The sequence below is a fragment of the Pseudomonas sp. Root562 genome (assembly GCF_001427125.1).
Taxonomy (GTDB): domain Bacteria; phylum Pseudomonadota; class Gammaproteobacteria; order Pseudomonadales; family Pseudomonadaceae; genus Aquipseudomonas.
On sequence record NZ_LMGK01000005.1, the window covers coordinates 112,611 to 137,917 of the forward strand.

Annotated in this window: 27 protein-coding genes and 1 tRNA gene; 16 read left to right on the top strand and 12 right to left on the bottom strand. The window is 58.9% G+C overall.

Annotated elements, in window-relative coordinates; translation table 11 throughout:
* Nucleotides 1-568: 568 nt before the first annotated feature.
* The gene (gene mqo, locus ASD60_RS06740; RefSeq protein WP_056853253.1) at nucleotides 569-2,077 is read left to right on the top strand and encodes a malate dehydrogenase (quinone); all 1,509 of its coding nucleotides are present in this window, start codon (nucleotides 569-571) and stop codon (nucleotides 2,075-2,077) included.
* A 113-nt stretch (nucleotides 2,078-2,190) separates the two neighbouring features.
* Here mqo and ASD60_RS06745 read toward each other — a convergent pair whose 3' ends face one another.
* The 4 genes from ASD60_RS06745 to ASD60_RS06760 all read right to left on the bottom strand — a co-directional run bounded on the left by ASD60_RS06745 (nucleotide 2,191) and on the right by ASD60_RS06760 (nucleotide 4,202).
* Nucleotides 2,191-2,478, bottom strand: coding sequence for a PA4642 family protein (locus ASD60_RS06745; RefSeq protein WP_056853254.1), 288 nt, complete (start codon nucleotides 2,476-2,478; stop codon nucleotides 2,191-2,193).
* A 63-nt stretch (nucleotides 2,479-2,541) separates the two neighbouring features.
* Entirely contained in the window at nucleotides 2,542-3,027 is a 486-nt protein-coding gene (locus tag ASD60_RS06750; protein ID WP_056853255.1) for a hypothetical protein, read from the bottom strand.
* Nucleotides 3,028-3,167: 140 nt separating this feature from the next.
* Nucleotides 3,168-3,641, bottom strand: a complete 474-nt coding sequence (locus ASD60_RS06755) for a WbuC family cupin fold metalloprotein (RefSeq protein ID WP_056853256.1) — start codon at nucleotides 3,639-3,641, stop codon at nucleotides 3,168-3,170.
* 3 nt (nucleotides 3,642-3,644) lie between these two features.
* Complete coding sequence (locus ASD60_RS06760; RefSeq protein WP_056853257.1) at nucleotides 3,645-4,202, bottom strand: hypoxanthine-guanine phosphoribosyltransferase; 558 nt, start codon at nucleotides 4,200-4,202, stop codon at nucleotides 3,645-3,647.
* A gap of 173 nt (nucleotides 4,203-4,375) precedes the next feature.
* Between ASD60_RS06760 and upp the strand changes: the two genes are divergently transcribed.
* Nucleotides 4,376-5,014, top strand: coding sequence for a uracil phosphoribosyltransferase (upp, locus tag ASD60_RS06765; RefSeq protein WP_056853258.1), 639 nt, complete (start codon nucleotides 4,376-4,378; stop codon nucleotides 5,012-5,014).
* Nucleotides 5,015-5,016: 2 nt separating this feature from the next.
* Nucleotides 5,017-6,291, top strand: coding sequence for a uracil-xanthine permease family protein (locus ASD60_RS06770; RefSeq protein WP_056853259.1), 1,275 nt, complete (start codon nucleotides 5,017-5,019; stop codon nucleotides 6,289-6,291).
* Nucleotides 6,292-6,440: 149 nt separating this feature from the next.
* Here ASD60_RS06770 and hemH read toward each other — a convergent pair whose 3' ends face one another.
* Both hemH and ASD60_RS06780 read right to left on the bottom strand, forming a co-directional pair.
* The gene (gene hemH / locus ASD60_RS06775; RefSeq protein WP_056853260.1) at nucleotides 6,441-7,466 is read right to left on the bottom strand and encodes a ferrochelatase; all 1,026 of its coding nucleotides are present in this window, start codon (nucleotides 7,464-7,466) and stop codon (nucleotides 6,441-6,443) included.
* Between the two features lie 13 nt (nucleotides 7,467-7,479).
* Complete coding sequence (locus ASD60_RS06780) at nucleotides 7,480-8,382, bottom strand: TIGR01777 family oxidoreductase (RefSeq protein WP_056853261.1); 903 nt, start codon at nucleotides 8,380-8,382, stop codon at nucleotides 7,480-7,482.
* Nucleotides 8,383-8,579: 197 nt separating this feature from the next.
* Here ASD60_RS06780 and ASD60_RS06785 point away from each other — a divergent pair, with 197 nt between their 5' ends.
* From ASD60_RS06785 to ASD60_RS06815, 7 genes are all read left to right on the top strand, one after another.
* Nucleotides 8,580-9,566 carry an NAD(P)/FAD-dependent oxidoreductase gene (locus tag ASD60_RS06785; protein ID WP_056853262.1) on the top strand — a complete coding sequence of 329 codons (987 nt, stop codon included), beginning with the start codon at nucleotides 8,580-8,582 and terminating at the stop codon, nucleotides 9,564-9,566.
* Nucleotides 9,563-9,778: a TIGR02450 family Trp-rich protein gene (locus ASD60_RS06790; protein WP_056853263.1), complete on the top strand. Its 216-nt coding sequence runs from the start codon at nucleotides 9,563-9,565 to the stop codon at nucleotides 9,776-9,778. Before ASD60_RS06785 ends, ASD60_RS06790 begins: the two co-directional genes overlap by 4 nt.
* 131 nt (nucleotides 9,779-9,909) lie before the next feature.
* A complete protein-coding gene (locus ASD60_RS06795; protein ID WP_056853264.1) occupies nucleotides 9,910-10,869 on the top strand; it encodes a YbgA family protein in 960 nt (319 codons plus the stop codon).
* The gene (locus ASD60_RS06800; RefSeq protein ID WP_056853265.1) at nucleotides 10,869-11,810 is read left to right on the top strand and encodes a MerR family transcriptional regulator; all 942 of its coding nucleotides are present in this window, start codon (nucleotides 10,869-10,871) and stop codon (nucleotides 11,808-11,810) included. The genes ASD60_RS06795 and ASD60_RS06800 overlap by 1 nt, the downstream gene beginning before the upstream one ends.
* Nucleotides 11,811-11,843: 33 nt before the next feature.
* Nucleotides 11,844-13,289 carry a deoxyribodipyrimidine photo-lyase gene (gene phrB / locus ASD60_RS06805; RefSeq protein ID WP_056853266.1) on the top strand — a complete coding sequence of 482 codons (1,446 nt, stop codon included), beginning with the start codon at nucleotides 11,844-11,846 and terminating at the stop codon, nucleotides 13,287-13,289.
* A gap of 120 nt (nucleotides 13,290-13,409) precedes the next feature.
* Nucleotides 13,410-14,192, top strand: a complete 783-nt coding sequence (locus ASD60_RS06810) for an SDR family NAD(P)-dependent oxidoreductase (RefSeq protein WP_056853267.1) — start codon at nucleotides 13,410-13,412, stop codon at nucleotides 14,190-14,192.
* A gap of 57 nt (nucleotides 14,193-14,249) precedes the next feature.
* Nucleotides 14,250-14,555, top strand: a complete 306-nt coding sequence (locus ASD60_RS06815) for a YkgJ family cysteine cluster protein (protein WP_056853268.1) — start codon at nucleotides 14,250-14,252, stop codon at nucleotides 14,553-14,555.
* A 53-nt stretch (nucleotides 14,556-14,608) separates the two neighbouring features.
* On the opposite strand, the gene ASD60_RS06820 is transcribed toward ASD60_RS06815, so the two are convergent.
* The 6 genes from ASD60_RS06820 to hemA all read right to left on the bottom strand — a co-directional run bounded on the left by ASD60_RS06820 (nucleotide 14,609) and on the right by hemA (nucleotide 19,982).
* Nucleotides 14,609-15,127 carry an acyloxyacyl hydrolase gene (locus tag ASD60_RS06820; RefSeq protein WP_056853269.1) on the bottom strand — a complete coding sequence of 173 codons (519 nt, stop codon included), beginning with the start codon at nucleotides 15,125-15,127 and terminating at the stop codon, nucleotides 14,609-14,611.
* 122 nt (nucleotides 15,128-15,249) lie between these two features.
* A complete protein-coding gene (murI, locus tag ASD60_RS06825; RefSeq protein WP_056853270.1) occupies nucleotides 15,250-16,041 on the bottom strand; it encodes a glutamate racemase in 792 nt (263 codons plus the stop codon).
* Nucleotides 16,034-16,789 (bottom strand): molybdopterin-synthase adenylyltransferase MoeB, encoded by a 756-nt coding sequence (locus ASD60_RS06830; RefSeq protein WP_056853271.1) that lies wholly within the window; start codon nucleotides 16,787-16,789, stop codon nucleotides 16,034-16,036. Before ASD60_RS06830 ends, murI begins: the two co-directional genes overlap by 8 nt.
* On the bottom strand, nucleotides 16,783-17,613 hold the full coding sequence (prmC, locus tag ASD60_RS06835) for a peptide chain release factor N(5)-glutamine methyltransferase (protein ID WP_056853272.1): 831 nt from the start codon (nucleotides 17,611-17,613) through the stop codon (nucleotides 16,783-16,785). Before prmC ends, ASD60_RS06830 begins: the two co-directional genes overlap by 7 nt.
* Nucleotides 17,614-18,696, bottom strand: a complete 1,083-nt coding sequence (prfA, locus tag ASD60_RS06840; RefSeq protein WP_047533169.1) for a peptide chain release factor 1 — start codon at nucleotides 18,694-18,696, stop codon at nucleotides 17,614-17,616.
* Nucleotides 18,693-19,982: a glutamyl-tRNA reductase gene (hemA, locus tag ASD60_RS06845; protein ID WP_056853273.1), complete on the bottom strand. Its 1,290-nt coding sequence runs from the start codon at nucleotides 19,980-19,982 to the stop codon at nucleotides 18,693-18,695. The genes prfA and hemA overlap by 4 nt, the downstream gene beginning before the upstream one ends.
* A 213-nt stretch (nucleotides 19,983-20,195) precedes the next feature.
* Between hemA and ASD60_RS06850 the strand changes: the two genes are divergently transcribed.
* The 6 genes from ASD60_RS06850 (at nucleotide 20,196) to ASD60_RS06875 (ending at nucleotide 25,237) form a co-directional block, all read left to right on the top strand.
* Nucleotides 20,196-21,920 (top strand): tetratricopeptide repeat protein, encoded by a 1,725-nt coding sequence (locus tag ASD60_RS06850; protein ID WP_056853274.1) that lies wholly within the window; start codon nucleotides 20,196-20,198, stop codon nucleotides 21,918-21,920.
* Nucleotides 21,921-21,924: 4 nt separating this feature from the next.
* Nucleotides 21,925-22,542, top strand: a complete 618-nt coding sequence (gene lolB / locus ASD60_RS06855; RefSeq protein WP_056853275.1) for a lipoprotein insertase outer membrane protein LolB — start codon at nucleotides 21,925-21,927, stop codon at nucleotides 22,540-22,542.
* Between the two features lies 1 nt (nucleotide 22,543).
* Nucleotides 22,544-23,395: a 4-(cytidine 5'-diphospho)-2-C-methyl-D-erythritol kinase gene (gene ispE / locus ASD60_RS06860; protein ID WP_056853276.1), complete on the top strand. Its 852-nt coding sequence runs from the start codon at nucleotides 22,544-22,546 to the stop codon at nucleotides 23,393-23,395.
* A gap of 36 nt (nucleotides 23,396-23,431) precedes the next feature.
* Nucleotides 23,432-23,506: transfer RNA gene (locus ASD60_RS06865), tRNA-Gln, on the top strand.
* Between the two features lie 45 nt (nucleotides 23,507-23,551).
* Nucleotides 23,552-24,493, top strand: coding sequence for a ribose-phosphate pyrophosphokinase (locus ASD60_RS06870; protein WP_003171603.1), 942 nt, complete (start codon nucleotides 23,552-23,554; stop codon nucleotides 24,491-24,493).
* A 141-nt stretch (nucleotides 24,494-24,634) separates the two neighbouring features.
* A complete protein-coding gene (locus ASD60_RS06875) occupies nucleotides 24,635-25,237 on the top strand; it encodes a 50S ribosomal protein L25/general stress protein Ctc (protein ID WP_056853277.1) in 603 nt (200 codons plus the stop codon).
* Nucleotides 25,238-25,307: the final 70 nt, after the last annotated feature.

Sequence of the window (25,307 nt, forward strand, 5' to 3'; positions counted from 1 at the left end):
GGCGCGCTTGCTGTTCATCAAGCAAAACCTCCACTTTTCGCGAATCTGCAGAGCTGTCATGACGCTCGGTCACTGAGCTGTTTGCCCGTTTTGCCTGCCATGAACTCCCTGGCGGCAAAGCATTCGGGCACGGTGCCAGGCAGAGGCAGCCCTTTTTTGAGGTTCACGTCTTCAAAAGAGCGTGAAAAAAACGGGTTTTCACAACTTCACAAGAGTGTGGCGAGCAAATGAATAGTTTTGCGTCTGAACATGCACCATTAGCGTCTAGAACAGCCCAACGACACAGGACCGAGTACGCCTCGAACACCGGAGCCTGAAGCCTGTCCGCTACGGATTTGGTTGCACAAACGGATGTCTCGACCATAAGTCGAATTGCCAGCCGCCCGTTGAAATGAGTTCATAGGACTCTGATTAGACCCGGCCGGTAGCGTCCGTCGAAGTTGCAAAAAATTGCGAAGATTCGGACATGGCGATCCTGCCATGAGTTCGAGGGGCATTACTGACTCGCCCCGGAACGCCTGGCAGCCATGCCGTCAATTTGGTGCTGCAGATTTTGGAGACGCGTTAAATGGCGCATAACGAAGCAGTCGACGTAGTACTGGTTGGGGCCGGCATCATGAGTGCCACCCTGGCAGTACTGCTCAAAGAGCTCGACCCCGCGATCAAGCTGGAAGTCGTCGAGCTGATGGATTCCGGTGCCGCGGAGAGTTCCAACCCGTGGAACAACGCCGGTACCGGTCATGCCGGCCTGTGCGAGTTGAACTACACGCCACAGGCTGCCGATGGCTCCGTCGACATCAAGAAAGCCGTGCACATCAACACCCAGTTCGAGGTGTCGAAGCAGTTCTGGTCGTACCTGACCAAAAAAGGCACGTTCGGCTCGTGCAAATCGTTTATCAGCCCGGTGCCACACCTGAGTTTCGTCCAGGGCGACAGCGGCGTGTCCTTCCTCAAGGAACGCTTCAAGGTGCTGAGCAAGCACCACGCCTTCGCCGACATGGAATACACCGAAGACAAGGCGACAATGGCAGAGTGGATGCCATTGATGATGCCTGGGCGCGACCCCGGCGAAACCCTTGCCGCCACCCGCGTGATCAATGGCACCGACGTCAACTTCGGCGCATTGACCAACCAGTTGCTCAAGCACCTGACCAGCGCACCCGATGCCCAGGTCAAATACTGCAAGCGCGTGACCGGCCTCAAGCGCAACAACGGTGGCTGGACCGTCAGCATCAAGGACGTCAACAGCGGCAACACCCGTGAAGTCGACGCCAAATTCGTCTTCCTCGGCGCTGGCGGCGCGGCACTGCCCCTGCTGCAAGCCTCGGGTATCGAAGAGAGCAAAGGCTTCGGCGGCTTCCCGATCAGCGGCCAGTGGCTGCGTTGCGATAACCCGGAAGTGGTCAAGCACCACCAGGCCAAGGTCTACAGCCAGGCTGCCGTGGGTTCGCCACCGATGTCGGTGCCGCACCTGGACACCCGCGTCGTCGACGGCAAGAAGTCCCTGCTGTTCGGACCTTATGCCGGTTTTACCACCAAGTTCCTCAAGCACGGCTCCTTCATGGACCTGCCGATGTCGGTTCGCGCCGGCAACATCGGCCCGATGCTGGCCGTGGCGAAAAACAACATGGACCTGACCAAGTACCTGGTCAGCGAAGTGATGCAGTCCATGGAACAGCGCCTGGAGTCCCTGCGTCGCTTCTACCCTGAAGCGAAAGCCGAAGACTGGCGCCTGGAAGTGGCCGGCCAACGGGTGCAGATCATCAAGAAAGACCCGAAAAAAGGCGGCATCCTGCAGTTCGGTACCGAACTGGTCGCGGCCAAGGACGGCTCCCTCGCCGCCCTGCTCGGCGCTTCGCCAGGTGCTTCGGTAACGGTTTCGATCATGCTGGAACTGATCGAAAAATGCTTCCCGAACCAGGCCAAAGGCGAATGGGCTGCCAAACTGGCGGAAATTTTCCCGGCCCGTGAAAAAGTCCTGGAAGCCGACGCTGCGCTGTATCGCAAGATCAACACGCAGAACAACGTTGCCCTGGAACTGGTTGAAGCCAGCAGCGAGACCGAAAGCTACGCTTGATTCGGCCCCATGAAAAACGCCCCGTCCTCTTTGAGAACGGGGCGTTTTTTTATGGGCGGTCAAACCTTCTTTGTGGCGAGGGAGCTTGCTCCCTCGCTACAGGGAAAAATTGATCAGCCGCGAGCCTTGTCGATCAGTTCAATGTACTCGGCCGCATTACGCTGATCCTTGATCAAGGCAATGAAGTCATTGCCGTGCTCGTCTTTGCCGTTGACGTCAAAACCGGCCTCGACGAAGAACGTCAGGAAGCGCTCGAAGTCATCAATGCGCAGGCCACGGTAGGCCTTGACCAGTTTGTGCAGGGACGGAGAAGTCGCGTCAACCGGTTCGAAATCGAGGAACAATTTGATCTGCTCATCGCCGATCTCGTCACCAATCACTTGTTTCTTATCTTTACGCATTGCCGACTCCAGCTCGCAGACATTTCACAGGGCAGGCAGTTTACCCCTGCGCGGGCGCCGGGCTCAACGCGGACGAACGGCGCCAGTGTGCAGATCGGCCCAAATGTGGCCATTGGCATAGCTCAAGAACTGGCAATACACCGTGTCATTGCGCAACAGATCGATCACCACCCGGTACTGCGCCAGCGGGTAATAGAGGGTCAGGGTCTTGGTTTTGTCGTCGTAGACCGGTTTCTTCAGGCTTTTGCTTTCGCCGTCGAAATTGACCAGCACCTGACTGATGGTTGCTCCCTTGTTCAAGGATTTGCCCTTGAGGCGAACCAACAGCGGCGAGGTTACCGGGATCGGCTGCTGATTGGACTGGCGCTGACTGCCGACCACCACCGAATATTCGGTGACTTGCAACAACTGCTGCTGCTCGGGCTCTGCGTCACGCAGAGTCAGGTCATCCGGAGGCAGGAACTGCCCGTGCATCGGTGCCGGGGCAGCGGCCAGGGGCAGACTGAGGGTCAGCAACAGAGCGGCGCAGCTGCGAAACAAAAGGCTCATGACAAGGCTCCGGAGGGCGGGGCCGAGCACTCTATCATGGCTTTAAAAGCAAAGATCGCAGCCTTCGGCAGCGACTACAGGGTGTACATCAGGCCCTTATGGGAGCTGCCGAAGGCTGCGATGTTTTGATCTGGCTTGGATCAATCGAACTGCGCACGCATCCAGGCGTGATATTCGGCAACACCAGGCTCGCCTTCGCGCGGCGCCCATACGGCAAGTTCACCTTCACCGACCGGGCGGTAAGGCCCTGCCTTGCATTCGAACATCAGGCTATCGTCTTCAAGCACCACCAGGCCGTGGAATACGCCTGTCGGCAGATCCACGCCAACACAGTCGCCACCGGCCTGAAGCACGGTCTTGCTGAGCACCGTACCGTTCTCGTCAAAGATCAACACACCCAGGCGTCCTTTGAGGACAAGCAGGGTTTCAGCCTTGTTGTCACCCAGATGCCGGTGAGGCGGAATGTACGTGGATGGCTGCAGCGCCACCGCCATGCGATGGCAAGCGTCTTCCATCTGATGGAAGTTGTAATGCTGGCGTCCACGAGGATTGGCCGCGGCTTTCCCGGCCAGTTCCGCGAACAACGTCTGATCGAGAAAGCGAGGCGTATCCATGTCTTACATTCCTTTAACGGCAAAAATCCCGTTGGCGTTGCGCCAGTAGCCCTTGTAGTCCATGCCGTAGCCGAAGATGTAACGGTCGATGCACGGCAGACCGACGAAATCGGCTTTCAGGTCCGGGCGAGCCTTGCGGTCGTGATCCTTGTCGATCAGCACGGCGGTGTGCACTTTGCGGGCACCGGCGTGTTTGCAGAAGTCGATGATCGCACCCAGGGTGTGACCTTCGTCGAGAATGTCGTCGATGATCAAAACGTCACGGTCGATGAACGACACTTCCGGCTTGGCCTTCCAGAACAGCTCGCCGCCGCTGGTTTCGTTGCGATAACGGGTGGCGTGCAGGTAGGACGCCTCCAGCGGGAATTGTAGATGGGTCAGCAGTTTGCCGGCAAAAATCAGCCCGCCGTTCATCACGCAGAACACCACCGGGTTGCTGTCCGCCAGTTCTTCATTGATGTGTGCACCCACGCGGGCGATGGCCGCCTCGACTTCAGCTTCGGTGTACAGGCAGTCAGCCTCTCGCATGATTTGACGGATATGCTCGAGATCAGCGGACATGGCGCTCTCCAGGGGATTGAGGGGGGTGGCGGTTCAGGAAAAGCGGGCAAAGGTACGCATCAAGCGAGGCCAGATCAAGCGTTTGTGGACTAACGTACTCTATGTCTATAGGACAACACCCTCGGATAGATTAATCTAGGCCGGTTTTTTTGCCCGCCGCCGGAGCCTTTCCCATGCCCATCCTCGAGATCCGCCACCCGCTGATCCGTCATAAACTTGGCCTGATGCGCCGCGCAGACATCAGCACCAAGAATTTCCGTGAGCTCGCTCAGGAAGTCGGTGCCCTGCTGACCTATGAAGCCACCAAAGACCTGCCGCTCGAAACCTACGATATCGAAGGTTGGTGCGGCACGGTGTCGGTCGAGAAAATCGCCGGCAAGAAAATTACTGTAGTACCGATTCTGCGTGCCGGTATCGGCATGCTCGAAGGTGTGTTGAGCCTGATCCCGGGCGCCAAAGTCAGCGCCGTGGGTGTGGCCCGCAATGAGGAAACCCTCGAAGCCCACACCTACCTGGAAAAACTGGTACCGGAAATCGACGAACGCCTGGCCATGATCATCGACCCGATGCTCGCCACCGGCGGCTCGATGGTCGCGACCATCGACTTGCTGAAAAAGGCCGGTTGCAGGGACATCCGCGCCATGGTGCTGGTTGCCGCGCCCGAAGGCATTGCGGTGGTCGAGAAAGCTCACCCGGACGTGACCATCTACACCGCGTCCATTGATCAAAAACTCAACGAACACGGTTACATCATCCCGGGCCTGGGCGATGCTGGCGACAAGATCTTCGGCACCAAGCAGAAGGACGCGTGAGCATGCAGCAAGAGTTCAACGATCCGCTCTGGCGCACGGTGCTGTCCGGCGCACAGATGCTGTTCGTGGCCTTCGGCGCCCTGGTGTTGATGCCGCTGATTACCGGCCTTGACCCGAACGTGGCGCTGTTTACCGCCGGCCTGGGAACCATCCTGTTTCAGGTGGTCACCGGACGTCAGGTGCCGGTGTTCCTGGCGTCGAGTTTTGCTTTCATCACCCCGATCATTCTCGCCAAGGGTCAATTCGGCCTCGCGGCGACCATGGGCGGTGTGATGGCGGCTGGCTTCGTCTACACCTTCCTCGGCCTGGCCGTGAAGATCAAAGGCACCGGTTTCATCGACCGCCTGTTGCCACCGGTGGTGATCGGCCCGGTCATCATCTCCATCGGCCTGGCCATGGCGCCGATTGCCGCCAACATGGCGATGGGCAAGGCGGGAGACGGCAGCGAGCTGATTCACTATCAGACCGCAATGCTGATCTCGATGCCGGCGCTGCTGACCACCCTGATCGTCGCCGTGTTCGGCAAAGGCATTTTCCGCCTGGTGCCGATCATTTCCGGCGTGCTGGTGGGTTTTGCCATGTCATTCTATTTCGGTGTGGTCGACACGGCGAAGATTGCCGCGGCGCCATGGTTCGCCATCCCGGCCTTCACCGCGCCGGAATTCAACTGGCAGGCGATCCTGTTCATCGTTCCGGTGGCCCTGGCCCCGGCTATCGAACACATCGGCGGTGTGATTGCCGTGGGTAGCGTGACCGGCCGCGATTACCTGAAGAAACCCGGTCTGCACCGCACGCTGCTCGGTGACGGCATTGCCACCACCGCGGCCGGCCTGTTCGGCGGCCCACCCAACACCACCTACGCCGAAGTCACCGGCGCGGTGATGCTGACCAAGAACTACAACCCGAAAATCATGACCTGGGCGGCGATATTCGCCATCAGCCTGGCATTCATCGGCAAATTCGGCGCACTGCTGCAAAGCATTCCGGTGCCGGTGATGGGCGGCATTCTGTGCCTGTTGTTCGGTTCGATTGCAGCGGTAGGCATGAACACGCTGATACGCCACAAGATCGATCTGGGCGAGGCGCGCAATCTGGTGATTGTGTCGGTGACCCTGGTGTTCGGGATCGGCGGTGTGCTGGTGGGTACCGGCACCGGCCCGGATGATTTCGGCCTCAAAGGCATTGCGCTGTGCGCGGTGGTGGCGATTGCGCTGAACCTGATCCTGCCGGGCAATGACAGCTGGAAGCACAAGAAGGCGAATGAGCCGCTGGTGTAACAGGCGATCCCTGTGGCGAGGGAGCTTGCTCCCGCTTGACCGGTCTGGCGTACCAGTGCGCAGCAGCCACAAAATCTTCATTTATTGCAAGATTTTGGGGCCGCTTCGCGACCCAGCGGGAGCAAGCTCCCTCGCCACAGGTTGGGTTCCTAGAGAGCCAAAGGCGCTCTTTCGCATAACTTGGTCAATGCCTGTGCCCAACGCGGGTCATCATTGAGACACGGCACCAACACCAATTCCTCGCCCCCCGCTTCGCGGAACTGCTCTTTACCGCGATCACCAATCTCCTCCAGCGTCTCGATGCAATCGGCAACGAACGCCGGGCACATGACCAATAGTTTCTTCACACCCGACTTGGCCAACTCATCAAGACGCGCTTCGGTGTAGGGCTCAATCCATTTGGCACGCCCCAGACGCGACTGGAACGACACCGACCATTTGCCGTCCGCAAGCCCCATGCGCTTGGCAAACTCCGCTGCGCTACGCAGGCATTGGGCGCGGTAACAGGTCGCCAGGGTCGCTGGCGAAGCGTTCTTGCAGCAGTCTTCATTCTTGAAGCAATGCTGGCCGGTCGGATCAAGCTTGGTCAGATGCCTCTCAGGCAAGCCGTGAAAGCTCAGCAACAGGTGGTCGTAATCCTGTTGCAGGTACGGTCCGGCCGTGGCCACCAGAGCATCAAGGTATTCCGGTTGATCGTAGAACGGCTGGAGTATCGACAGTTGCACATTGAGATTTTTCTCGCGCAATACACGCCGGACCTCTTCGATCACTGTTGTGGTGGTGCTGTCGGCAAATTGTGGATAGAGCGGCGCCACGGTTATCCGCTTATGCCCTTGGGCGATCAGTCGTGTAAGCGCCGACTCGATGGACGGTAGGCCATATCGCATGGCCAACTCAACCGGGCCGTGATGCCAGTGCGCAGTCATCGCCTGCTGCAAGCGACGACTGAGCACCACCAGCGGCGAGCCTTCGTCCCACCAGATCGAAGCATACGCGTGGGCCGACTGCTCGGGACGCTTGATCAGGATCAGTGACACCAGCAGACGCCGCACCGGCCAAGGCAGGTCGATCACGTAGGGGTCCATCAGAAACTGATTGAGGTAACGGCGCACGTCCGCCACCGAAGTGGAGGCCGGTGAGCCCAGGTTGACCAGAAGCAACGCGTGATCGGTCATGCAACGTCCTATTTCAGAGGCGGCTGGAAAGATCGTCCAGGGCCGCGCGCAAATCAGTGAACTGGAAGGTAAATCCTGCTTCGAGCAAACGCGCCGGCGTGGCCCGTTGACCACCCAGCAACAACAATGACATCTCGCCCAGGCCAACCTTCAACGCCAGCGCCGGCATCGGCATGAACGCCGGGCGATGCAACACGCTGCCCAGGGTTTTGGCAAACTCGCGATTACGCACCGGCTTCGGTGCGCAGGCATTATATGGACCGCTGGCTTCATTGCGATGCAGAAGAAAATCAATCAGGGCGATTTGATCGTTGATATGAATCCACGGCATCCACTGCCGACCGTTGCCGATCGGCCCGCCCAGCCCGAATTTGAACGGCAGCAGCAGGCGCGACAAAAAGCCGCCATCGGCAGACAACACCAGACCGGTGCGAATGAGGATCACCCGAATCCCCAAGGCCTCCGCACGCTGCGCGGTTTCTTCCCAGGCGATGCACAACTGGCTGGCGAAGTCGTCGATCACCGGCGGTGATTCTTCGGTCAACTCCCGCTCGCCGCCATCACCGTACCAACCCACGGCAGAGCCGGAGATCAGTACCCGGGGTTTCTGCTCGCGCTTTTCCAGCCAGGCCAGCAGGGTTTCGGTCAAGGTAATCCGGCTGCTCCATAACAGCGCTTTGCGTTTGGACGTCCATGGTCGATCGGCAATCGGCGCACCCGCCAGGTTGATAATGGCGTCAATCGGTTCTTGACCGAGGTCTTCCAACAGTGCGACACCACGCACTGCAGCGCCGCAAATTTTCGCAACTTTATCGGGCGTACGACTCAAGACCGTCAGGCGATGCCCCTGACTCAACCAGTGTCGACAAAGCTGACGTCCTATCAAACCAGTACCGCCGGTCAGCAATATGTGCATGACTTCTTCCTCGCGTGGCGTTTTACCTTGATCACTAGTCTATTTTTATAAGCAAGGGAACTTTGATATCGGGCAGGCTCTGTGTTTAACAATAGGCCAAGCTGTCAGAACGATAACGCTAAAAGTTATACCAAAAAACAATATTGTACAGGTTTCAACCCCGGCGTAGTCTGTACAGAAAGGTAAACGAGGCCCTTATGACTGTACCTATCGCAATCATCGGCACCGGCATCGCCGGACTCTCAGCCGCACAAGCCCTGACAGATGCAGGGCATGTCGTGCAACTTTTCGATAAAAGCCGCGGCAGTGGCGGACGCATGTCGAGCAAGCGCAGCGATGCGGGCGCTCTGGACATGGGTGCGCAATACTTTACTGCCCGCGACCGCCGCTTCGTCACTGAAGTGCAACGCTGGCAAGCCAACGGCTGGGTGGCCGAGTGGACGCCGCAGCTGTACACCTACCATGGCGGCCAGCTCAATCTGTCGCCGGATGAGCAGACCCGCTGGGTCGGCACGCCGCGCATGAGCGCCATCACGAGGGCGCTGCTCGGCGACCTCGAAGTGCATTTCGCCTGCCGGATCACCGAGGTCTATCGCGGCGAACAACACTGGCACCTGCAGGATGCCGAGGGTTTTACCCACGGCCCCTTCAGTCACGTAGTGATCGCTACGCCGGCACCGCAAGCGACGGCACTGCTGGCCTCTGCACCGAAGCTCGCGGGGGCTGCCGCCGGGGTCAAAATGGACCCCACCTGGGCCGTCGCCCTGGCTTTCGAAACGCCGCTGGAAACGCCGATGGAAGGCTGTTTCGTGCAAGACAGCCCGCTCGACTGGCTGGCCCGCAACCGCAGCAAGCCAGGGCGCGACAACACGCTCGACACGTGGGTGCTGCACGCCACCAGCACCTGGAGCCGCCAGCACATCGACTTGCCAAAGGAAGCAGTGATCGAACAATTGCACGGTGCGTTCGCCGAACTGCTACATGATTCGATGCCCGCGCCGAGCTTCAGCCTGGCCCACCGCTGGCTCTACGCTCGTCCAGCCAGCAGCCACGAATGGGGCACGCTGGCGGATGCCGATCTGGGTTTGTATGCCTGTGGCGACTGGTGCCTGTCCGGACGTGTCGAAGGTGCCTGGCTCAGCGGCCAGGAAGCTGCCCGTCGTCTGCATGAGCACTTGCAGTGAACCGCATCAATCCGAGCAAATTGCTGCTGTCGAAATGGACAGCAGCCCACCCGCAGAACCGCGAAAAACACTTTCTGGTCACCGAGCTGTTTCGTGACGACGAGGGAACGGTCCGGGAAATCGAACTGCAGGCCGTATTGACCCGACGCAGTGAACGCTGTGCATGGCAAACCTTGCAGGACAGCAGCACTTGGCGGTTGGGCTGGTCGTAAGAACCTCTGCAACAAGCGAGCATCGAGAAAAACTTATACAAAAAATTTGACTTGCACACCTTTGAATCTATGATGAACCCAAGTTGTACAGAATTTTTCATCTGTATAGGTTTTGATTCCGAGGTATTCCGATGCCCCTGCCCCCCAACAAACCGAAAATCGCCATCAGTGCCTGCCTGATGGGCGCCGAGGTGCGCTACAACGGCGGGCACAAGGAGTCGCGGCTGTGCAGCCGCACCCTCACCGATTACTTCGATTTCGTATCGGTGTGCCCGGAAGTTGCCATCGGCCTGGGCATTCCACGCGAGCCCATTCGGTTGGTGGGTGATCCGCTCCAGCCGCAGGCCGTTGGCACGGTCGATCGTGAGATCAACGTCACCCGGCCGCTGGCCGAGTACGGACGGAAAATGGCGGCGGAACTCGGCGACATTTGCGGCTACATTTTCATGCAAAAATCCCCGTCTTGCGGCCTGGAACGCGTAAAGGTCTATCACGCCAACGGTGCGCCGGTGGACGGCGGCGGCCAGGGGATTTATGCCCGGGCTTTTTGCGCGCAGCACCCGGACTTGCCAGTGGAAGAAGACGGGCGGCTCAACGACCCGGTATTGCGAGAGAATTTCCTTACCCGCGTATTTGCCTACAGCGCCTGGCAGCATTTACTCAAAGAAGGCCTGAGTCGCCGTGGCCTGACGGACTTTCATTCGCGCTACAAGTACCTGCTGATGGCTCACAACCCGGTGCAGTACAAAGCCTTGGGCAATCTGCTGGGCAACATGGGCAAGACCGATCCAGAAACACTCGGCCCGCAATATTTCAGCGAATTGATGGCTGCACTGAAAAAGTGTGCAACCCGCCGCACCCACACCAACGTGCTGCAACACCTCAGTGGCTACCTGAAAAAAACCCTCAGCGCCGACGACAAACAGGAAGTGCAACACGTGATCGGCCAATACCGCCACGGCATCGTGCCTCTGGTGGTGCCGCTGACATTGCTCAAGCATCACTTTCGGCAACACCCCGACCCGTACATCGCGCAGCAGGTCTACCTGCAACCGCACCCGGAAAATCTCAGCCTGCGAAACGCAATCTGATGAAAGACCTAGCTGACAGCAGCGCCAGCGAGGACTTGGGCGACGACTTCAAAAAGGCCCTGGATGAAGGCTGGTTGCCGATCCGCGAGGTAGCCCGGCAGACCGGCGTCAACGCCGTGACGCTACGCGCCTGGGAACGGCGCTACGGCCTGATCGTTCCGCAACGTACGCCCAAGGGGCATCGTCTGTTTTCCAGCGAACACATACAGCGCATCCACACGATCCTCACCTGGCTCAACCGTGGTGTTGCCGTCAGCCAGGTCAAACAACTGCTCGATACCCCACAGACTTTCAGCCAACCGGTGGAGAACGACTGGCAAAGGCTGCGTCATAGCTTGCTGGTGGCGGTCACGAAACTGACCGAACGCCCTCTGGACGACACCGTCAATCAGGCCATGGCGCTCTATCCACCGCGAACACTGTGTGAGCAATTGTTGTTGCCGCTGCTGGCGGAGCTGGAGCAACGCTGGCAAGGCCAGTTCGGCGCACAGATGGAACGGGTATTTTTTTATTCCTGGCTGCGCAGCAAATTCGGGGCGCGCATCTACCACAACAATCGTCAGTTGCACGCACCGCCATTGCTGTTGATCAACCACTCGGACCTGCCACTGGAACCTCACCTGTGGCTCACCGCCTGGCTGATCAGCAGCGCCGATTGCCCGGTGGAAGTGTTCGACTGGCCGCTGCCTGTTGGCGAACTGGCCGTCGCAGCGGATTATCTGCAAGCTCGCGGCGTACTGCTTTTTTCCAGCAAAGCCATAAACATTTCGCAATTGCCGAAACTTTTGAACAACGTCAGCTGCCCAAAATTGATCGTTGGACCAACGGTGTGCATTCACCACGCCGAGTTGTCCGCTAAAGCTTCAGAAATTGCCGATTTACACCTGGCCGAAGATCCATTGTTGGCACATCAGGTGCTGGTTCAGCGTGGGCTCATTTAGTAGCGTTTTTATAAGGTTTGGTACGGACATCACATGCAATTGATCTGGCTGCGCAGCGACTTGCGCTCACATGACAACACCGCCCTCTCGGCTGCCGCTGCGGTTGGCCCGTGCGTGGCGGTGTACCTGCTCAGCCCGGAGCAATGGCTGGAACACGACGATGCGCCGTGCAAAGTGGATTTCTGGTTACGCAATCTCGATCAGCTGAGCCAGGTGCTGAGCCAATTGAACATTCCGCTGCTGATTCGCGAGGCTGCGCGCTGGGATGACGCACCGAAGGTACTGCTCGATGTTTGCCGGCAACTGCGCATCGAAGCTGTACATGTAAACGAGGAATACGGCATTCACGAAACCCGCCGGGACGCTGCCGTTGCGAAAACACTGGCAGGCCAAGGCATCGAATTCCACAGTTACCTTGATCAATTGCTGTTCAAGCCGGGCAGTATCCTGACCAGAACCGGCACGTACTTTCAGGTTTTCAGTCAATTCCGCAAGGTCTGCTACGAACGCCTGCACCATGCGCTGCCGCGATTGGTCAGTACACCAATGGCCCAGGCGCCGCTTGGGATTCTCAGCGATCCGGTCCCCACCCGTGTCGAAGGATTCGAGACACCTGCCGCCAGCCTTCAAGCGCTGTGGCCCGCCGGAGAAACCGAAGCCCGCCAGCGGCTCGATACTTTCGCCGACATACAGATCGACTATTACCAGAGCGAGCGCGATTTCCCGGCCAAGCCCGGCACCAGCCAACTTTCGGCGTACCTCGCCGCCGGGGTGATTTCACCACGTCAATGCCTGCATGCCGCACTGCAAAGCAATCAGGGCGAGTTCGAAAGTGGCAAAGTCGGAGCAGTCACTTGGATCAATGAACTGCTATGGCGCGAGTTCTATAAGCACATTTTGGTGGGCTACCCGAGGGTTTCCCGTCATCGTGCCTTCCGCCCGGAAACCGAAGCCCTGGCCTGGCGCCACGCCCCCGAAGAGCTCGCAGCCTGGCAGGAGGGCCGTACTGGACTGCCGATCATTGATGCCGCCATGCGCCAGCTGCTGGAAACCGGTTGGATGCACAACCGTCTGCGCATGATCGTGGCGATGTTCCTGACCAAGAATCTGCTGATCGACTGGCGCGAGGGCGAGCGTTTTTTCATGCGCCACCTGATCGACGGCGACCTCGCCGCCAACAATGGCGGCTGGCAGTGGAGCTCGTCCACCGGCACTGATTCAGCGCCTTACTTTCGGATCTTCAATCCGTTGAGCCAGTCGGAAAAGTTCGACGCAGAAGGTGTATTCATCAAGCACTGGCTGCCGGAACTGTCGGGGCTGAACAAAAAAGAGCTGCACAACCCCGCTCACCTCGGTGGGTTGTTCGGCGTGGCCAACTATCCATCGCCGATTGTCGATCTGAGCGCATCGCGCGCGCGCGCCCTGGCTGCATTCAAAAACCTGCCGACACGGCAAAATGCCGGAGGCTTGCATGATTAGCTTCCTGCAACAGCACGACAACATCTTTTGCCACCAACATCACTTCGATGCCGGTGCTGCTCTCCAAAAACACAACCCCCTGTCGGGCCAGTTGATTACCAGGCTGAAAAGGAGAAAGGGATGATTCTGACACCGCCACGTCGATACTGGTTGACCGGTGCCAGCAACGGCATTGGTGCCGCGATGGCCGAAGAAATCCTCAAGACCGGTGCCCACGTGGCCGTCAGCTCACGCTCGCTGACGCAGCTCAAAGACATGTCCCAACGTTATCCGGGACAAGTTCTGGTGGTGGCAGGCAATCTGACCAACAGTCAGACCGTACGTGAAATCGGCGAACAGATCGCCGAGCAATGGGGTTCTCTGGATACGGTGATCCTCAATGCGGGCACCTGTGAATACGTGGATGCCAAGCAATTCGACACCTCGATCGTCGAGCATGTGGTGCGCACCAATCTGCTCGCCAGCAGCTATTGCATCGAAGCCGCCTTGCCGCTGCTGCGCAAAGGCATCGCCCCGCACCTGGTGGGGGTAGCCAGTTCGGTGACCTACCTGCCGCTGCCGCAGGCAGAAGCCCATGGCGCCTCGAAGGCCGGCTTGCGTTACTTGTTCGAATCCTCGCGTATCAACCTTGCCCCGCAAGGGATTGAAGTCACCGTGGTCAGTCCTGGTTTGGCCAATACACCGCTGACGGCGAAAAACGACTTTCCCATGCCCCAGAGCTGGCCTGCGGACAAAGCCGCACGGCACATCGTCAGCAAACTCAGGGATCGGCCGCTGGAGATAACGTTTCCAGGAATGTTCATGGCCGCCCTATGGCCAATGTCGAAAATGCCGGATCAGGTAAAACTGGAGATCGGTAAAAGAATGGTGCGCCGCAACCCGCCAATCAAGGACCAGCCCTGACACCGCGCCCGTCTGCACTTTCACACAGCACCGCGCCACTGCCTTACACTGCGTGCCATGAAAACCATCCCTCATACGCAAATCGCCATTCCCGCGGTGACCTGCTCGACTTGTGCCGCCTGCTGCTGCCAGCTCGAAGTCATGTTGATCACCGATACAGGCGTACCCGAACGCTATATCGATACCGATGACTGGGGTGGCGAGGTCATGTTGCGTCTGGATGACGGCTGGTGTGCCGCGCTGGATCGCAACACGATGATGTGCACCATCTACGAGAAACGCCCGTTGATCTGTCGTGAGTTCGAGATGGGTGCGCCGGAATGCATTGAGGAGCGCCAGGGGATTTCGACGGCGTATCGCTGATTACCCATGCAGCAGCGAGCCTGCTCGCTCCTGCATGGGATCTTGTATCAGCCTTACAAAGGCATCGTGTAATGCAACGCGTAGCTCTCTACCCCGTTATTGGGACTGCTGATCCCGGCATTGGAATAGTGAGTGGCCCGAACGCCGACTTCATGCCCGCCGGCAAAGCGCAGGCCAACGCCGAAACGGTCCTCGAACTGAAACGAGCTACCCAGATCGTTGTTTTCGATTTCAGTGTCGGAGAAAAGCGCCACGCCAACCCCAAGCTCGACGTAGGGTTTGACGTCCTGGCCGGCGAATTCGTAAACCAACACGGGCGAGAACGACAGACTGTTGTTACTCGAAGTCTTGTCACCTTCCCAATAGGTGTAAGCGCCGCTCCAGTAACCGGTCAGGCGACCGACGTCGGTTTGCCACCAGCTCTGGTCCCAATCGAACTGCATGCCCAGTCGATAAGTCATGGTTGACTCGCCGGTCTGGCCGACCGCAAATTCCACACCTGCGGCCTGTGCAGTGAAACTGTGCCCCATCAATGCAGCCGCAATCGCGGCCAAACAAAATAGACGCTTCATTAGAAACTTCCTTTTCCGAACGATTACGTTTGGTATTTTTGTTGCTCGACATTCACAGCTATAGAAGTCGGCGATTTATCAGAAGTTCACCCCGATTTTTTCAACGCCCCCCTAAGACTTGCCTACGCTTCAAAGCTTCGCACAACCCCAGCTTTATTCCACAAAACCGGCAATATATTTGCGAAATGGTCTGGATCGGCACTGCTCCAGAACTGTGCAGGACGCGCAGGTCCTTCAGCCAGCAATTGGCGATCAGCCAAAAGCCGCTGAAGTTGTCGGGCGACCGCCGCGCCGGTATCGATCAGGCTGATGTCGTCGGGGATCATCTGTCTGAGCAACGGTTTGAGAAAAGGGTAATGCGTGCACCCCAGGATGATGGTGTCAGCGCCTGCGCCAAGCAGCGGCCCGACGTAACCCTCGAGCATTTCACGCAAAGCCGTACTGTGCAGATCGCCGTTCTCGATCAGCTCCACCAACCCGGGGCAAGGCTGGGTGATCACCCGAACATCAGTGGCGAAACGGTCGAGCAGCGCGGCGAACTTGGCGCTCTGCAAGGTGCCGGTGGTGGCGAGTACTCCGACCACGCCACTGCGGGTGGCGGCGGCGGCCGGCTTGACGGCAGGTTCCATGCCGACGATGGGCCACTGCGGATAATCGCGACGCAAGTCAGCAACCCCTGCAACCGTCGCCGTATTGCAGGCCAGTACCAGGGCCTTGGCGCCCTGGTGCTCAAAGAACTCGGCCATGACGCTGCAGCGCTGGCGGATAAATTCCGGCGTCTTTTCGCCGTAAGGGATATTCCCGCAATCGGCGACGTACAAGAGTGATTCGTTGGGCAGCAAACGCTGGATTTCGGCCAGCACCGAAAGTCCACCGACGCCGGAGTCGAACACGCCGATCGGCGCTTCACGCATGCTTTGGCCCACAGACGCTGCAACCCGGATCGCGCTTGACCCGCAATTCACGGAAGCGCGAGCCCAAGGCATCGATCAACAACAGGCGCCCCACCAGTGGCTCGCCGAAAACGGCCAGCAACTTCAGCGCTTCGAGCGCCTGCAAGCTGCCCACCAAACCCACCAGCGGCCCCACCACTCCGGCCTCGCTGCAGGTCAATTCGGCTTCGCTGCCGTGCCCGTACAAACAGTGGTAGCACGGGCTTTCCGGGCGGCGTGGGTCGAACACCGACAATTGCCCCTCCAGACGAATCGCCGCGCCGCTGACCAGTGGCTTACCGGCAGCCACACACGCGGCATTCACCGCTTCACGGGTGGAAAAGTTGTCGCAACAGTCGAGCACCAGATCCACGCCGCCCACCGCCGCGGCCAGGGAGTCTTCATCCAATGCCGTGCGATGGGCAACCAGTTGAATCTCGGGGTTGATGGCCGTCAGGCGCTTGATCGCTGAATCGACCTTGCTCATGCCGACGCTGTCGGTGTCATGGATGATCTGGCGCTGCAGGTTGGTCAGGTCGACGGTGTCGAAGTCCGCCAGATGCATTTCACCCACCCCCGCCGCCGCCAGATACAGCGCCACCGGAGCACCCAGACCGCCGAGGCCGACGATCAGCACGCGACTGTCCTTCAAGCGCAATTGACCGTCGATGTCGATGTGCTGCAACAGGATCTGTCGGCTGTAGCGCAGCAATTCCTGATCATTCAGCATGGCAGGCGTCCCAGGCTGATGCGTTGATGCCCCCCCAGATCGGTGCGGCTATGGACCTGTTCAAAACCACGGGTCAAGAGCAAATCGCGCACCGCCTCGGCCTGATCGTAACCGTGTTCGAGCATCAGCCAGCCACCCGCTTCCAGATGATCCGGTGCCTGGGCGACGATCAAGCGCAAATCATCGAGCCCGTCGACACCCGCGACCAGGGCGCTGGCCGGTTCGAAGCGCACGTCGCCTTCCACCAGATGCGGATCGGCGGCGGCGATGTAAGGCGGATTACTGATGATCAACTCGAAACGTTGCCCTTGCAGCGCACTGAACCAGTGGCTGCACAGAACCGTGGCATTGTGCAGGTGCAGACGCTGGCGATTGCGCTCGGCCAGGGCAACGGCTTCCAGCACGCGGTCTACGGCCGTGACCTTCCAAGCAGGACGTTCGCTGGCCAGGGCCAGAGCGATTGCGCCACTGCCGGTGCCGAGGTCCAGTACTTTTGCCGGCGTGGCGGGCAGCAATTCAAGTGCGGCTTCGACCAGAAGTTCGGTATCCGGGCGCGGAATCAAAGTGTGTGGTGCCACTTCCAGATCAAGCTTCCAGAAACCTTGCTGGCCAAGAATGTAGGCCACCGGCTCACCGCCACGACGGCGTTGCAAAAACTCGGCGAAGGTCAGCGCCGCTTCGCTCGGCACGATACGTTCCGGCCAGGTGTGCAAAAAACTGCGGGACTTGCCCAACGCCGCCGCCAGCAACAGTTCGGCGTCCAGGCGCGCCGTGGGCGAGTCGGGCAAATCGGCGGCGCGCAACAAACTGGCAATGATCGTCATTTACTCACCTATCGCCGCGAGTTGATCAGCCTGGTATTCGGCCAGCAACGGCTCGATCACCGCATCGACGCCACCGGCGAGGATTTCATCGAGCGAATACAGCGTCAGGTTGACCCGATGGTCGGTGACCCGACCCTGGGCAAAGTTGTAGGTGCGAATGCGTTCGGAGCGGTCACCGGAACCGACCAGCAACTTGCGCTCGCTGGCAATGGCGTTGGCCGCGGCGCTGGTCTGCTGGTCGTTGAGTTTGGCCGACAACCAGGACATCGCACGGGCGCGGTTCTTGTGCTGCGAACGCTCCTCCTGGCATTCCACAACGATGCCGGATGGCAAGTGCGTGATACGAATGGCCGAATCGGTTTTGTTCACGTGCTGACCACCGGCCCCCGAGGAGCGGTAAGTGTCGATCCGCAAATCCGCCGGATTGATCTCGATGGCCTCTTGCTCGTCCGGCTCGGGCAACACCGCCACAGTACAGGCCGAAGTATGGATACGACCCTGGGACTCGGTAGCCGGTACCCGTTGCACGCGGTGCGCACCGGATTCGAACTTCAGCTTGCCGTAGACGTTGTCGCCTTCGACCCGGGCGATGACTTCTTTATAGCCGCCGTGCTCACCCTCGTTTTCCGAAAGGATCTCCACGCGCCAGCCGCGACGCTCGGCGTATCGCGAATACATGCGGAACAGGTCGCCGGAGAAAATCGCCGCCTCGTCGCCGCCGGTGCCGGCACGGATTTCGAGGAACACGTTGCGTCCGTCATTCGGGTCCTTGGGCAACAGCATGCGTTGCAGACTGGCTTCCAGTTCGACCAGGCGTTCCTTGGCTTCGCGGACTTCTTCCACGGCCATCTCGCGCATGTCCGGGTCGCTGTCCTTGAGCAGTGCCTGGGCACCTTCGAGGTCGCCTTGCACTTTGAGCAGCTGTTTATAGGTTTCGACGATCGGCTCGACTTCCGCGTATTCCTTGGAGTAGGTGCGGAATTTGTTCTGATCGGAAATGACCTCGCCATCGCCAAGCAAGGCGGTCAGTTCCTCGAAACGGTCCTGGAGGATGTCCAGCTTATTGAGCAGTGACGCTTTCATTGCGGTTTCTTATCCGAAAAGCTATCCGATGAGCCCTCATTGAGGGCAAAGAGTTCCTGGGCCATCGCCAGCGCATCGAGGCGACCTTCGGCAGAGAGCTTTTTCAACTGCACGCTGGGTGCGTGCAAGAGTTTGTTGGTCAGGCCCCGCGCCAGTTGCACCAGCACTTCTTCGGCGCTGCCGCCGTTGGCCAGCAGACGCTGGGCCTTTTGCAATTCTTCGTCGCGCAGACGTTCACTCTGTTGACGATAGGCCTTGAGCACGTCGACTGCCGCCAGTTCGCGCAAGCGGATCATGAAATCTTCGGCACCGACCGAGACCATCTCTTCCGCGGCCTGGGCGGCGCCCTGGCGGCTCTTGAGGTTCTCGGCGACAACTTCGTGGAGATCGTCGACGCTGTAGAGATAAACGTCGTCCAACTCGCCGACTTCCGGTTCGATATCCCGCGGTACGGCGATGTCCACCATGAAAATAGGTTTGTGCTTGCGCAGCTTCAGCGCGCTTTCCACAGCGCCCTTGCCGAGGATCGGCAACTGGCTGGCGGTTGAACTGATGACGATGTCGCTGCGCACCAGTTCAGCCGGAATATCCGACAGCAATACGGCATGCGCGCCAAACTGCTCGGCCAGAATGCTGGCGCGTTCCAGAGTGCGGTTGGCCACAACGATACGCTTGACCCCCAGATCATGCAGATGGCGGGCGACCAGGGTGATGGTCTCGCCCGCGCCGATCAACAGCGCCTGGCTGCGCTGCAAGTCGCTGAAAATCTGTTTCGCCAGGCTGACCGCGGCAAAGGCCACGGACACCGGGTTCTCACCGATGGCGGTGTCGGTGCGCACTTGCTTGGCGGCATTGAACGTGGCCTGGAACAAGCGCCCGAGCAGCGGCCCGATGGTGCCCGCCTCGCGAGCCACGGCATACGCCGATTTCATCTGCCCGAGAATCTGAGGCTCACCCAACACCAGCGAATCGAGCCCGGAAGCCACGCGCATCATGTGACGAACTGCCGCATCATCTTCGTGCACATAACTGCTCGCACGCAGTTCATCCAGGCTCAAATGATGATAATCGGCCAACCAGCGCAGCACGGTATCCGCCGACAGGTGATCCTGTTCTATATAGAGTTCACTGCGATTGCAGGTGGAGAGGATCGCAGCTTCGCGGCTGTCGGTGAGTCGGCAGAGCTGCTGCAAGGCCTCAACCAGCTGCTCAGGGGTAAAGGCCACGCGCTCGCGGACGTCTACTGAAGCAGTCTTGTGGTTAATACCGAGTGCAAGGAAGGCCATTCAAAGTCGCTGATGGTGACGTGAAGCCGGCAATTGTCCTACTTCGACAGATCGAGAACAACTACTCGATATCTATCGCCCCCACAGGAAGTACCGCGAGTTGCGAGCGCTTCTCGTTTACCCGGCGCGCGGGTAAATTGCCGGGCCGGTTATGTTTGGCCCAAGGCTTGTGTCATGATGATCCGACCGCAGGTTAGTCGTCCTTCTTCCTATATGAATAGATCTTCCGCGTTGCTCCTCGCTTTTGTCTTCCTCAGCGGCTGCCAGGCCTTGGCCCCCGTGTCGCCGGACAGTTCGTCCGCGGTGGAAGACAGCACTCCGGTGCCCGAAAAGCCCAAGGTTTACAGCTCATTCAGTGAAGACACGGTCTTCAGCCTGCTGAGTGCCGAACTCGCTGGTCAGCGCAATCGCTTCGACATTGCGCTGGATAACTACGTGACCCAGGCCATCAACACTCAGGATCCGGGCATTTCCGAGCGGGCATTTCGCATCGCCGAATACCTGGGTGCCGATCAAGCCGCCCTGGACACCGCGCTGATCTGGGCGAAAAACGCCCCGGACGACCTCGAGGCACAACGGGCGGCGGCCATTCAACTGGCACGCGCCGGGCGCTATGACGACTCCATGGTCTATATGGAGAAAGTCCTGCAAGGCAAGGGCGACACGCATTTCGATTTCCTTGCGCTGTCTGCGGCCGATACCGACCAGGACACGCGCAACGGCTTGATGCAGAGTTTCGACCGCTTGCTGCAACGCCACCCGAACAATGGCCAACTGATTTTCGGCAAGGCTCTGTTGCTGCAACAGGACGGCGACTCCAAAGGCGCACTGAACCTGCTGGAAGACAACCCGCCGGACGAAGGCGAAATCGCCCCGATTCTGCTGCGCGCGCGGCTGCTGCAAAGCCTCGACCGCGGCGACGAAGCATTGCCGCTGCTGCAAAAAAGCATCAAGAAGTACCCGGAGGACAAGCGCCTGCGCCTGACGTACGCACGCATGCTGGTCGAGCAGAACCGCATGGATGACGCCAAGGCCGAGTTCTCCAGCCTGGTCCAGCAATACCCGGATGACGACGAACTGCGTTATTCGCTGGCACTGGTCTGTCTCGAAGCCAAGGCCTGGGACGAGGCCAAGGGCTACCTGGAAGACCTGATCGCACGGGACAGCCACGTTGACTCGGCGCATTTGAACCTGGGCCGCATCGCCGAAGAACGCAATGACCCGCAAGGCGCGCTGATCGAGTACGGCCAGGTCGGCCCTGGCAACGACTACCTGCCGGCACAGTTGCGCCAGACCGACATCCTGATCAACAACGGCCGGACCGCCGAAGCCCAGCGCAAGCTCGCGGCCGAACGCGACGAACAGCCGGACTATGCGATTCAGCTTTACCTGATCGAAGCCGAAACCCTGTCCGCCAACAACCAGCCCGACAAGGCCTGGGCGGTACTGGAACAAGCACTGCAAAAATACCCGGACGACCTGAACCTGCTTTACACCCGGGCCATGCAGGCGGAAAAACGCAATGACCTGGCGCAGATGGAAAAAGACCTGCGCCAGATCATCAAGCGTGACCCGGACAATGCCATGGCGCTGAACGCGCTCGGTTATACCCTGTCCGATCGCACCACTCGCTATGTCGAAGCCAAGGCCTTGATCGAACAGGCACACCAGATCAACCCGGAAGACCCGGCCGTTCTCGACAGCCTCGGCTGGGTGAACTTCCGCATGGGCAACCTCGACGAAGCCGAGCGTTTGCTGCGTCAAGCCCTGGAGCGCTTCCCGGACCAGGAAGTCGCCGCGCATCTGGGCGAAGTCCTGTGGGCCAATGGCAAACAACGCGAAGCCAGGCAGATCTGGAGCAAATTCCTCAAGGAACAACCCGACAGCCCTATTCTGCGCAGTACCATCAAGCGCCTGACCGGATCAGAGACCCTTTAAGATTATGTTTTTGCGCCACATCATTGTTTTCAGCTTCATCGCCCTGCTCGCCGGCTGTGCGGGTTTCGGCGCTCGCGAATCGGTCGAAGGCCACGGCAACCCTGCCCAATGGCGCGAGCACAAACAGCAGTTGGCCAACCTCGATGGCTGGCAGATCGACGGCAAGATCGGCATCCGCGCACCGAAGGACTCAGGCAGCGGCACGCTGTTCTGGTTGCAGCGCCAGGATTACTACGACATCCGCCTCTCCGGCCCATTGGGTCGCGGAGCCGCTCGCCTGACCGGACGCCCGGGCAAGGTTTCGCTGGAAGTCGCCAACCAGGGGCGCTACGAAGCACCCTCTCCGGATGTGTTGCTGGAAGAACAATTGGGCTGGAAATTGCCGGTGTCCAATCTGGCGTGGTGGGTCCGCGGGCTTCCGGCTCCGGACAGTAAAAGCCGCCTGACGCTGGATGGCGACAGCCGCCTGGCCAATCTCGAACAGGATGGCTGGCAGGTGGAGTACACCGCCTATACCGAACAAAACGGCTACTGGTTGCCCGAGCGGATCAAACTCCACGGCACCGACCTTGATGTCACGTTGGTGATCAAGGCCTGGCAACCTCGCAAACTGGGGCAGTGACATGCCGGCCAATCGCCTGACCTTGCCCTCGCCAGCCAAACTCAATTTGATGCTGCACATCCTGGGTCGCCGCGAAGACGGTTACCACGAGTTGCAGACAATGTTTCAGTTTCTCGACTACGGCGATGAAATTACCTTCGCTGTTCGCGATGACGGTGTCATTTGCCTGCACACCGAGTTCGAGGGCGTGCCCCACGACAGTAACCTGATCGTCAAGGCCGCCAAAAAACTGCAAGAGCAATCTGGCAGCAAACTGGGCATCGATATCTGGATCGACAAGATCCTGCCCATGGGTGGCGGGATCGGCGGCGGCAGTTCGAACGCCGCGACCACTCTGCTCGGCCTGAATCATCTCTGGCATCTGGGCTGGGATGAGGATCGATTGGCTGCACTGGGCCTGACGCTGGGTGCCGACGTCCCGGTTTTCGTGCGCGGCCACGCAGCTTTCGCCGAGGGTGTCGGAGAGAAACTGACCCCTGTCGACCCGGAAGAACCGTGGTATGTGGTGCTCGTTCCGCAAGTCTCTGTAAGTACGGCAGAAATTTTTTCCGATCCGTTGTTGACACGTAACACGCCGCCCATTAAAGTGCGCCCCGTTCCCAAGGGAAACAGTCGTAATGACTGCTTGCCGGTGGTAACAAGGCGTTATCCAGAGGTACGTAACGCTTTGAATTTGTTAGGTAAATTTACCGAAGCAAAACTCACCGGAACTGGAAGTTGTGTGTTTGGGGGCTTCCCAAGCAAAGCTGAAGCTGATAAAGTCTCGGCCCTTCTTACAGAGACCCTTACAGGGTTTGTAGCAAAAGGAAGCAACGTGTCGATGTTGCATCGCAAGCTGCAAAGTCTGCTCTAAAAGAACCGATTACTGGGTAATCGTTGCAACAGATACAGGGGCGTCGCCAAGCGGTAAGGCAGCAGGTTTTGATCCTGCCATGCGTTGGTTCGAATCCAGCCGCCCCTGCCATTTTCTATACTCATCCAGGTTACCCTCAGCCTCTAGGTACTGCGCGTGTCCAAGATGATGGTCTTTACGGGGAATGCTAACCCCGATCTGGCTCGGCGTGTCGTACGTCAGCTGCATATCCCTCTCGGTGACATCTCTGTCGGCAAATTCTCCGACGGCGAAATCACAGCCGAGATCAATGAAAACGTTCGCGGTAAAGACGTCTTCATTATTCAGCCGACTTGCGCTCCGACCAACGATAACCTGATGGAACTGGTAGTGATGGCTGACGCCTTCCGCCGCTCCTCGGCTACTCGTATCACTGCTGTTATTCCTTACTTTGGTTATGCCCGTCAGGATCGCCGTCCGCGTTCCGCACGTGTGGCAATCAGCGCGAAAGTCGTGGCTGACATGCTTACCGTAGTCGGCATCGACCGTGTTCTCACGGTTGATCTGCATGCTGACCAAATCCAGGGTTTCTTCGATATTCCGGTAGATAACATCTACGGCTCCCCGGTTCTGGTGGATGACATTGAAGATCAGCGCTTCGAAAACCTGATGATCGTCTCCCCGGACATTGGTGGCGTCGTGCGTGCACGTGCCGTCGCCAAATCCCTGGGCGTGGATCTCGGGATCATCGACAAACGCCGTGAGAAAGCCAATCACTCTGAAGTGATGCATATCATCGGTGATGTCGAAGGGCGTACCTGTATTCTGGTCGATGACATGGTCGATACCGCCGGCACCCTGTGCCACGCGGCCAAGGCCTTGAAAGAGCATGGCGCAGCCAAGGTTTTCGCCTACTGCACGCACCCTGTGCTATCGGGTCGGGCAATCGAAAACATTGAAAATTCCGTGCTGGACGAGCTGGTGGTGACCAACACCATTCCGCTGTCCGCTGCAGCACAAGCCTGTGCGCGTATCCGTCAACTGGATATCGCACCGGTAGTTGCCGAGGCGGTCCGCCGCATCAGCAATGAAGAATCGATCAGCGCGATGTTCCGCTAAGGGCCCTGCCCTTTTCGAATGTCTCGTTGACGAAAAGCGCCCCGCCCCGGCATTCCTGTCGGGGCGGGGCTTTTTTGCCCATATCGCCTTTAGCGCTGGTCGCAAACGCTGGGGCGAGTGTGGTTATTTTGGAGATACAACATGAACGATTTTACTCTGAATGCTGAAGTGCGTTCCGACCTGGGGAAAGGTGCGAGCCGCCGCCTGCGTCGTCTCGCAAGCCTAGTTCCAGCTGTAGTTTACGGTGGCGACAAAGCCCCTGAATCCATCAGCATGCTGGCCAAAGAAGTTGCCAAACTGCTCGAAAACGAAGCGGCTTACAGCCACATCATCGAGCTGAACGTTGGTGGCACCAAGCAGAACGTCGTGATCAAAGCCCTGCAACGTCACCCGGCCAAAGGCCACGTGATGCACGCTGACTTCGTACGCGTAGTCGCTGGCCAGAAACTGACCGCTATCGTTCCAGTGCACTTCATCAACGAAGAAGCACCGACCAAGAAAGGCGGCGAAATCTCGCACGTTACTTCGGAAATCGAAGTTTCCTGCCTGCCGAAAGACCTGCCTGAATTCATCGAAGTCGATCTGGCTAACGCCGAAATCGGTTCGATCATTCACCTGTCGGACCTCAAAGCCCCTAAAGGCGTTGAGTTCGTGGCTCTGACACACGGCGATGACAAGGCTGTTGCCAACGTCCACGCTCCACGTGTTGCTCCAGAAGCTACCGAAGAAGGCGCAGCAGAGTAATTTCACTCTGTTCGCCGGAGTGACCGGAAACATCGCGGACTAGAGCATAGCGAGAAAGCGGGCGAGAACG

Bases quoted from the DNA above. Each gene is read 5' to 3' on its own strand.
- hemA (WP_056853273.1), bottom strand. From the start codon at position 19,982: ATGGCCTTCCTTGCACTCGGTATTAACCACAAGACTGCTTCAGTAGAC.
- phrB (WP_056853266.1), top strand. From the start codon at position 11,844: ATGCAATTGATCTGGCTGCGCAGCGACTTGCGCTCACATGACAACACC.
- murI (WP_056853270.1), bottom strand. From the start codon at position 16,041: ATGCGTGAAGCGCCGATCGGCGTGTTCGACTCCGGCGTCGGTGGACTT.
- ASD60_RS06820 (WP_056853269.1), bottom strand. From the start codon at position 15,127: ATGAAGCGTCTATTTTGTTTGGCCGCGATTGCGGCTGCATTGATGGGG.
- ASD60_RS06760 (WP_056853257.1), bottom strand. From the start codon at position 4,202: ATGTCCGCTGATCTCGAGCATATCCGTCAAATCATGCGAGAGGCTGAC.
- ASD60_RS06815 (WP_056853268.1), top strand. From the start codon at position 14,250: ATGAAAACCATCCCTCATACGCAAATCGCCATTCCCGCGGTGACCTGC.
- ASD60_RS06755 (WP_056853256.1), bottom strand. From the start codon at position 3,641: ATGGATACGCCTCGCTTTCTCGATCAGACGTTGTTCGCGGAACTGGCC.
- lolB (WP_056853275.1), top strand. From the start codon at position 21,925: ATGTTTTTGCGCCACATCATTGTTTTCAGCTTCATCGCCCTGCTCGCC.
- prfA (WP_047533169.1), bottom strand. From the start codon at position 18,696: ATGAAAGCGTCACTGCTCAATAAGCTGGACATCCTCCAGGACCGTTTC.
- ASD60_RS06810 (WP_056853267.1), top strand. From the start codon at position 13,410: ATGATTCTGACACCGCCACGTCGATACTGGTTGACCGGTGCCAGCAAC.
- ASD60_RS06800 (WP_056853265.1), top strand. From the start codon at position 10,869: ATGAAAGACCTAGCTGACAGCAGCGCCAGCGAGGACTTGGGCGACGAC.
- upp (WP_056853258.1), top strand. From the start codon at position 4,376: ATGCCCATCCTCGAGATCCGCCACCCGCTGATCCGTCATAAACTTGGC.
- ASD60_RS06785 (WP_056853262.1), top strand. From the start codon at position 8,580: ATGACTGTACCTATCGCAATCATCGGCACCGGCATCGCCGGACTCTCA.
- ispE (WP_056853276.1), top strand. From the start codon at position 22,544: ATGCCGGCCAATCGCCTGACCTTGCCCTCGCCAGCCAAACTCAATTTG.
- hemH (WP_056853260.1), bottom strand. From the start codon at position 7,466: ATGACCGATCACGCGTTGCTTCTGGTCAACCTGGGCTCACCGGCCTCC.
- ASD60_RS06850 (WP_056853274.1), top strand. From the start codon at position 20,196: ATGAATAGATCTTCCGCGTTGCTCCTCGCTTTTGTCTTCCTCAGCGGC.
- ASD60_RS06830 (WP_056853271.1), bottom strand. From the start codon at position 16,789: ATGCTGAATGATCAGGAATTGCTGCGCTACAGCCGACAGATCCTGTTG.
- prmC (WP_056853272.1), bottom strand. From the start codon at position 17,613: ATGACGATCATTGCCAGTTTGTTGCGCGCCGCCGATTTGCCCGACTCG.
- ASD60_RS06780 (WP_056853261.1), bottom strand. From the start codon at position 8,382: ATGCACATATTGCTGACCGGCGGTACTGGTTTGATAGGACGTCAGCTT.
- mqo (WP_056853253.1), top strand. From the start codon at position 569: ATGGCGCATAACGAAGCAGTCGACGTAGTACTGGTTGGGGCCGGCATC.
- ASD60_RS06770 (WP_056853259.1), top strand. From the start codon at position 5,017: ATGCAGCAAGAGTTCAACGATCCGCTCTGGCGCACGGTGCTGTCCGGC.
- ASD60_RS06875 (WP_056853277.1), top strand. From the start codon at position 24,635: ATGAACGATTTTACTCTGAATGCTGAAGTGCGTTCCGACCTGGGGAAA.
- ASD60_RS06750 (WP_056853255.1), bottom strand. From the start codon at position 3,027: ATGAGCCTTTTGTTTCGCAGCTGCGCCGCTCTGTTGCTGACCCTCAGT.
- ASD60_RS06795 (WP_056853264.1), top strand. From the start codon at position 9,910: ATGCCCCTGCCCCCCAACAAACCGAAAATCGCCATCAGTGCCTGCCTG.
- ASD60_RS06745 (WP_056853254.1), bottom strand. From the start codon at position 2,478: ATGCGTAAAGATAAGAAACAAGTGATTGGTGACGAGATCGGCGATGAG.